Consider the following 6,528-nt stretch of genomic DNA (forward strand, 5'->3'; position numbering starts at 1 on the left):
GTAACCCAGGATATGCAGTTTCTCCGGGTCGAAGAAGAGGCCGCTACCCTTGTCGCGCAGGAAGGCGTCATCCTCCCAGCTGTTCCATAGGCCGAGCACGACATCGGCGAATTCTTCCGCCCGCGCGTAGCGGTCCTGATGCGCGAACTGGCTGACGTTGCCAAAATTATCCAATTCGAGCGGATTGGACGAGGTCACGAGGTTCCAGCCGGCCCTGCCGGCGCTGATCTGATCGAGCGAGGCGAATTTGCGGGCCAAGTTGAACGGCTCATTGAATGTGGTGGAGGCTGTTGCCACCAGGCCGATGCGCTCCGTCACCACGGCAAGCGCCGACAGGAGCGTCAGAGGCTCGAAGCCAACGGCCCATTCGTCGGTCCGGGAGAGGGATTTGAGATCATTCGTATGGGCCGCGACCCCATCCGCCAGGAAGATCAGGTCGAACTTCGCGCGTTCTGCCGCCTTGGCAAATGCGATGCGCTGCCTGAGGCTCGTCGTCGCATCCGCGGCGGTGTCAGGGTGGCGCCATGCCGCCACATGGTGGCCAGCTGGATACATAAAGGCGCCAAGCCGCAGCTTCCCAACCTTGCTCACCTTCAGTCTCCTTTCAGCAACGATGACAATTCACGAGGATCACTGCGCTTTACCGGAGCGGACGATCGGCGTGGTTTCGGCGGCGTGGCTAACAAGTTCCCGGCGCCGTCCTTTTCGGCCGCACAATGCCTAGGCGGCCAGGCTGACGTTGCCCGTCTCTGCGACCAGCCGACACGCTTCGATTATGGCTTGTTCCGTGCGGTTGCGGATGGCTTCGGATATGATGACGCCATCGGCAAAGTCCCGGTCGGACGCGTAGATGCCTGTCGGGATGGTCAATGCCTCGAAGAAGCCGAAGAGCGGCCGAAGCTGATGTTCCACGACGAGGGAATGACGTTCTCCGCCTCCAGTCGCCGCAAGGATAATTGGCTTTCCTTTAAGCGAGGATGGCTCCAGCAGATCGAAGAAATGCTTGAACAGTCCAGTGTAGCTGCCTTTGAAAGTCGGCGAGCCGACCACCAGGACAGCGGCGCTTGACAATTGCTCGACGATGTTTCTGGCCGAAAGGTCGAGGTTGCCGAGCCGCTTGGAGTGCGCAAAGGAAGGGCCTAAATCCTGGATGTCGAAAGTAGCTGAGGATGCGCCAAGCTTCTTCGCTACTTGTCCGACTATGTGGTCAACAAACCCCCTTGTCTTTGAAGGGCGGGTAAGATTGCCCGATATTCCTAACACGAACTTGTTCGACATTTGTCGGCCCCTTCATAACGGTCTGTATAATCAACTCTATCGACTTGGTTGAATTAAGAGAGGGAGCAGATTTCAAAAAGAAGCCGCCAATCGGATGGAGTTTGCGGAACGTCGGCTATAATGGGGTCATTCGATGCTGACTGGAAGCATGGGCGCCGATCAAGGCGAGCCGCCAGGTTGTGCCGGCGAGATGAGACAGGAGTGAAGCCAGCGCCTGCTGAAGGATCGACCTCAGAACCCGATTTTGTCGATGTGATGTGTCCGACGAAATCACGCGCTACCGATCTTCTCCGTCTGCGACTGTCAGTGACAAGCTTTGTGCGGGTTTGCCCGCGTCTTTAGGTTGGCTTGGTATTTTCCAAACGCAGCCGCGGGCTACAATAGTTGTTCGTCGACTACAGATTTACGGGCAGAGCCAAAGGCCGATGATGCCGGGAGTTGATGATGCATAAACTGAGCCGCGCCGCCCTCTTCGAGCTTGTGTGGTCGAAGCCGTTGACCGAGATCGCTCGCGAACTCAACGTGCGCGACCAGCACGTCGCCGTGGCTTGCGATCTCTTTGACATCGCCCGACCGCGCGCCGGGTACTGGCAAAAGGTCGGGGTACGGCAAACCTGTCGAAAGGGCTGTCCTCAGCACTGAAGCCTTTCCTGCCGAAGAGATTGTTTGCGTAGGCATCTGAAGGCGGTCACGTGCCGATCCGGACGGGCCCGGTTGCGTCCCTCGATGGTCCCGTGCGCCAAGAGGAAAGGCGCCGGCAAAGGCGTGCTCCAAATCTTTCCAAGGAAGCAGAGAACGTCTTTGCTTCGGTTTTGCGGTCTTCGCTACAACTTGTCAGCACTTCGATGAGGAGAGTGCCAAGTTTAGCAACGGAGATATGTCATGGGGTTCAAGCCCTTGCATGATCGTGTGGTGATCCTGTGCGGTGGAAATACCACGCCGTCGGCCAGTACTACCTCAATGGCGTCAACCCGCCGCTTCATTCCTGGATCTGAACATTGCTCTCCAGGACACAATCGGAAGTCAGCGCGTCAGCCGACGACGCGTATGGTTATGCCTCACTCCAAGCCGCCGAGGCATTCATCGCCACCGAAGGCATCGAGTTTGGGCGCTTCAAGCGGCCCGACGCGCATGGCATCGCGCGATCGAAGACGGTACCCGCTCGTCACTTTCGGGCGATTTGCCCGCGAGGGTCTGAATTTTCCTCTGCCGCCGTTGGCGCTTGACGCGCAGTGCGTTTCCGGCCGCGACACCGGGGTCAGGCCGCCCCGCATCCATCGCGCGTCTCGCGCGCCCGATAAGGCTGCGTGTCGATCTCGTCTCATGTGTGTTGCCGCCTTATCAACGTCACCCGCCATGGGGTACCGAGCTTCCGGAAACCAGGATGCGCGCCAAGTGGAGAACTTTAATTCTCTATCTAATCCATAGACATTATATTCTGCCTTCGTTGACGACCGGCTTGCCGTTAGTTTCCTCCCGCTGTCGCCCGACAGGGCTATCAAAGGAGTGACGGATGGGTCGGCATATTCGCTTCAACGCTTTCGACATGAATTGCGTTGGCCACCAATCTCCTGGTCTGTGGAAGCATCCGCGCGACAAGTCTTGGAAATACAAGGACCTGGACTATTGGCAGGACCTGGCTCGAACGTTCGAGCGCGGCATTTTCGACGGCATATTCATCGCCGACGTCATCGGCTATTACGACGTCTACAAGGGCTCGAACTACCACGCGATCGAGCAGGCGGCGCAGATTCCGGTCAATGATCCCTTGCAACTGGCCGCGCCGATCGCGCTTGCAACCGAACATCTCGGCATCGGCATTACCGCCTCGACCTCGTTCGAACATCCCTACACATTCGCCCGCCGCCTTTCGACCGCCGACCACCACACGAAGGGTCGCGTCGGCTGGAACATCGTCACTTCGTATCTGGAAAGTGGCGCCAAGAATGTCGGCCAGACTGGCTTGAAAAGCCATGACAACCGCTACGAGGTCGCGGCCGAATATGTCGAGGTGCTCTACAAGCTGTTCGAAGGCAGTTGGGAAGCGGGCGCGGTGCTGCGTGATCCGGTCCGTGGCATCTTCACCGACCCCGGCAAGGTCCACGAGATCGGCCACAAGGGCAAGTTCTTCGAGGTGCCTGGCTACCATCTGTCGGAGCCGTCGCCGCAACGCACACCGGTTCTCTATCAGGCCGGCGCCTCGGGTCCAGGCAAGGCCTTCGCCGCCGCGCATGCCGAGTGCGTCTTCGTCGGCGCGCCGACCAAATCGCTGCTCAAGGCCTATGTTTCGGAAATCCGCCAAAAAGCCGCCGCCGCGGGCCGAGATCCGAAGAATGTCCTGATCTACAATCTCACCACGCTGATTGTCGATGAGACCGACGAGAAGGCCCGCAAGCGCTTCGAGGAATATCAAAGCTATACATCCTATGATGGCTCGCTGGTGTTCATGTCGGGTTGGACCGGCATCGATTTCGGCCAGTACGCGCCGACCGATGCACTCAAGAAGGTCGAGACCAACGCCATCGTTTCGATGGTCGAGCACTTTGCCGGCAAGGACAAGGCGTGGACCGTCGAGGAGCTGGCGAAATGGGGCGGCATCGGCGGCGTCGGTCCCGTCTTCGTCGGCTCGCCCGGCACCATCGCCGACATCCTGCAGGAATGGGTCGATGAAACCGGGGTCGATGGCTTCAACCTCGCCTATGCGGTGACGCCCGAAAGCTTCGAGGCCGCCGTCGACCTGCTGGTGCCGGAATTGCAGAAGCGCGGCGTTTATCCCACCGCCTACAAGCCCGGCACGTTGCGCGAAAAGCTGTTCGGCGAAGGGCCGTATCTTCCCGCAACGCATCCCGCCAGCGGCTACCGTGACATTGAAGCCGTCAAGCGTCGCCAAGCCGAACGGACTTCGGCGTCCCGTCTCAAATCCGTGAATGCGTGATGACCGGCTTGCTGGAACTCCACGACGTGTCTCTGTCCTTCAAGGGCGTGCGTGCCCTCAGCGCGCTGAGCTTCAGCGTCGCCAAGGGTGAGATCTGCGCCTTGATCGGGCCGAATGGCGCCGGCAAGAGTTCGCTTCTCAACGTCATCAATGGCGTCTATCGCGCCGACGCCGGCGACATTGTCTTCGACGGGCTGCGCTTCGACGCGATCCATCCGCAGAAGGCGGCTCATCTCGGCATCGGCCGGACCTTCCAGCACAATGCGTTGTTTCGCCGCCTGTCAGTGCGTGAGAACGTGCTGGCCGGTCTCTCTCGTCATGGCAACGCCAGCTTTCTCGAAAACATCTTCCGGCTGGGCAGGGACGGCGCCGAGCGCCTCGGTTTCCTTGCCCGCGCCGAGCGCACCATGTCGTTCCTTGGGCTCGACCGCCATGCGGGGAGGATAGTTTCGACACTTCCCTATGGCCTGCAGAAACGCGTCGCGCTGCAGGAATCCGCCCCGTCCAAGCCGCTACGCCAGCCTGCTTTTGGGGCTGGCACCATCGCCATCGTCGCCGGCCTGATCGCCGCCTTCGCTGTGCCGGCTCTTGCCGACGACTACTGGCTGAGCTCGATCATCATCCCGACGGTGATCATGGGGCTTGCCGGCATCGGGCTGAACCTTTTGATGGGGTATACCGGGCTCGTGTCGATTGGTTCGGCTGCCTTCATGTCGATCGGCGCCTTCTCGACATACAATTTGCTGCTGCGCGCGCCGTTCTTGCCGCTGCCGGTCGTCCTGATCCTTGCCGGTCTGATCGCGGCGGTTGCCGGCGTCATCTTCGGGCTGCCGTCGCTGCGGATCAAGGGCTTCTATCTCGGCGCTTCGACGCTGGGCGCCCAGTTCCTGTTCGAATGGCTGTTCACCAATTTCAGCTGGTTTTCGAATGACAGCCAGTCGCTGACCATCTCGGCGCCGCGACTGCGGATCCTCGACTACGACCTCCAGTCGGCCGCCGGTCGCTACTATCTGGTGATCGCAACCACGGTGCTGCTCATCGCGCTGGCCTTCGCCATCGTCAAAAGCCGTGTCGGCCGCGAGTGGATGGCGATCCGCGACATGGATGTCGCTGCCTCGGTCATCGGCATCCGCGTGGCGCGCCGCAAACTTTTATCCTTCGGGATAAGCTCGTTTTTCCTTGGCATCGCCGGGGCACTCTGGGCCTTCGGATACCTAGGGACGTCGGACGCGCATGCGTTCAATCTCGATAAATCGTTCCAGATTCTGTTCATCGTCATCATCGGCGGCGTGGCAACCATCTTCGGCAATTTTCTCGGTGCCGCCTTCATCGTGCTGACGCCGATCCTGCTCGACCGGCTGTCATTGATCATCGACTTGTCATTTCTCGGCGATCAGGGCGCGCTGGCAAACCTGCAGCACATCATCTTCGGCACGATCATCATCGTGCTCTTGATCAAGGAACCGGATGGTTTGTCGAGCCTGGGGAGGCGCGGCTTGGAAGCCCTTCGCTCGCGAGCACGATCATCCAACTGAACCCAGACAGACGAAACACCTCGGCGCCAGGTCTTTCGCCTCCTCCCAAGCATCGGTCGTCACTTTCTCCAAACCACTCAAACAAGGGTTGCACAATGTCATTGCTAACCAAGACCATGTCGCTGGCGGCCGCTGCCGCGATGGCTGTCACGCTCATGAGCAGCGCGTCCTTCGCCGAAGACGGCACGGGCCAACAGCTCTATCCGCTGTTTACCTACCGCACCGGACCCTACGCTCCGTCGTTCATCCCGTTCGGTGCCGGCAATGTCGACTATCTCCGCTACATCAATGAGGTCGAGGGCGGCGTCGATGGCGTCAAGATCCTGGTCCAGCAATGCGAGACGGCCTACACGATCGAGCGCGGCATCGAGTGCTACGAACGCTACAAGAGCGGCTATAACGGCGCGCTGACGGCGGCAATCTATCCGCACTCGAGCGGTCTCGACGTCGCGCTCACCGACAAGGCTCGCGTCGACAAGATCCCGATCGTCAGCCCCGGCGGTGGCCAGAATATCGCCACCGACGGTCGCGTCTTTCCCTACCAGTACCCGTTGGTGTTTGACTACTGGAGCGAAGCCCAGATCATCGTCGATTACATCGCCCAGCAAGCGGGCGGCTATGACAAGCTCAAGGGGCTGAAGATCGCGACGCTCTATCACGATAGCGGCTATGGCCGCGATACAATCGAGCCGCTCGGCATCCTCTCCAAGAAATATGGCTTCGAAGACATCCAGATCCCGGTTCCGCATCCCGGCGAACAGCAGCAGACACAGTGGCAGC

6 protein-coding genes are annotated in these 6,528 nt (G+C 59.9%); 4 read left to right on the top strand and 2 right to left on the bottom strand.

All coding sequences use genetic code 11. The features are described from left to right. Positions 1–555 (bottom strand): LLM class flavin-dependent oxidoreductase (locus EOA32_RS31225; protein WP_128373773.1); only part of this gene is annotated, 555 nt, incomplete at its 3' end. Between the two features lie 165 nt (positions 556–720). Beyond that, positions 721–1,278, bottom strand: a complete 558-nt coding sequence (msuE, locus tag EOA32_RS31230) for an FMN reductase (RefSeq protein WP_128373769.1) — start codon at positions 1,276–1,278, stop codon at positions 721–723. 444 nt (positions 1,279–1,722) lie between these two features. On the opposite strand from msuE, the gene EOA32_RS31235 reads away from it, so the two are divergent. From EOA32_RS31235 to EOA32_RS31250, 4 genes are all read left to right on the top strand, one after another. Further along, complete coding sequence (locus EOA32_RS31235) at positions 1,723–1,920, top strand: hypothetical protein (RefSeq protein WP_128373770.1); 198 nt, start codon at positions 1,723–1,725, stop codon at positions 1,918–1,920. An 871-nt stretch (positions 1,921–2,791) separates the two neighbouring features. Continuing rightward, positions 2,792–4,213 (top strand): LLM class flavin-dependent oxidoreductase, encoded by a 1,422-nt coding sequence (locus EOA32_RS31240; RefSeq protein ID WP_128373771.1) that lies wholly within the window; start codon positions 2,792–2,794, stop codon positions 4,211–4,213. Then, the gene (locus tag EOA32_RS31245; RefSeq protein ID WP_128373772.1) at positions 4,213–5,748 is read left to right on the top strand and encodes an ATP-binding cassette domain-containing protein; all 1,536 of its coding nucleotides are present in this window, start codon (positions 4,213–4,215) and stop codon (positions 5,746–5,748) included. Before EOA32_RS31240 ends, EOA32_RS31245 begins: the two co-directional genes overlap by 1 nt. A gap of 95 nt (positions 5,749–5,843) precedes the next feature. Then, positions 5,844–6,528: ABC transporter substrate-binding protein (locus EOA32_RS31250; protein ID WP_145971407.1), on the top strand; the 685-nt coding region annotated here is incomplete at its 3' end.

The organism is Mesorhizobium sp. M1A.F.Ca.ET.072.01.1.1 (assembly GCF_004023325.1).
In the GTDB taxonomy this organism is placed as follows: domain Bacteria; phylum Pseudomonadota; class Alphaproteobacteria; order Rhizobiales; family Rhizobiaceae; genus Mesorhizobium.

Excerpts from the sequence above, each read along its gene's own strand:
- msuE (WP_128373769.1), bottom strand. The coding sequence starts at position 1,278 with ATGTCGAACAAGTTCGTGTTAGGAATATCGGGCAATCTTACCCGCCCT.
- EOA32_RS31235 (WP_128373770.1), top strand. The coding sequence starts at position 1,723 with ATGCATAAACTGAGCCGCGCCGCCCTCTTCGAGCTTGTGTGGTCGAAG.
- EOA32_RS31240 (WP_128373771.1), top strand. The coding sequence starts at position 2,792 with ATGGGTCGGCATATTCGCTTCAACGCTTTCGACATGAATTGCGTTGGC.
- EOA32_RS31245 (WP_128373772.1), top strand. The coding sequence starts at position 4,213 with ATGACCGGCTTGCTGGAACTCCACGACGTGTCTCTGTCCTTCAAGGGC.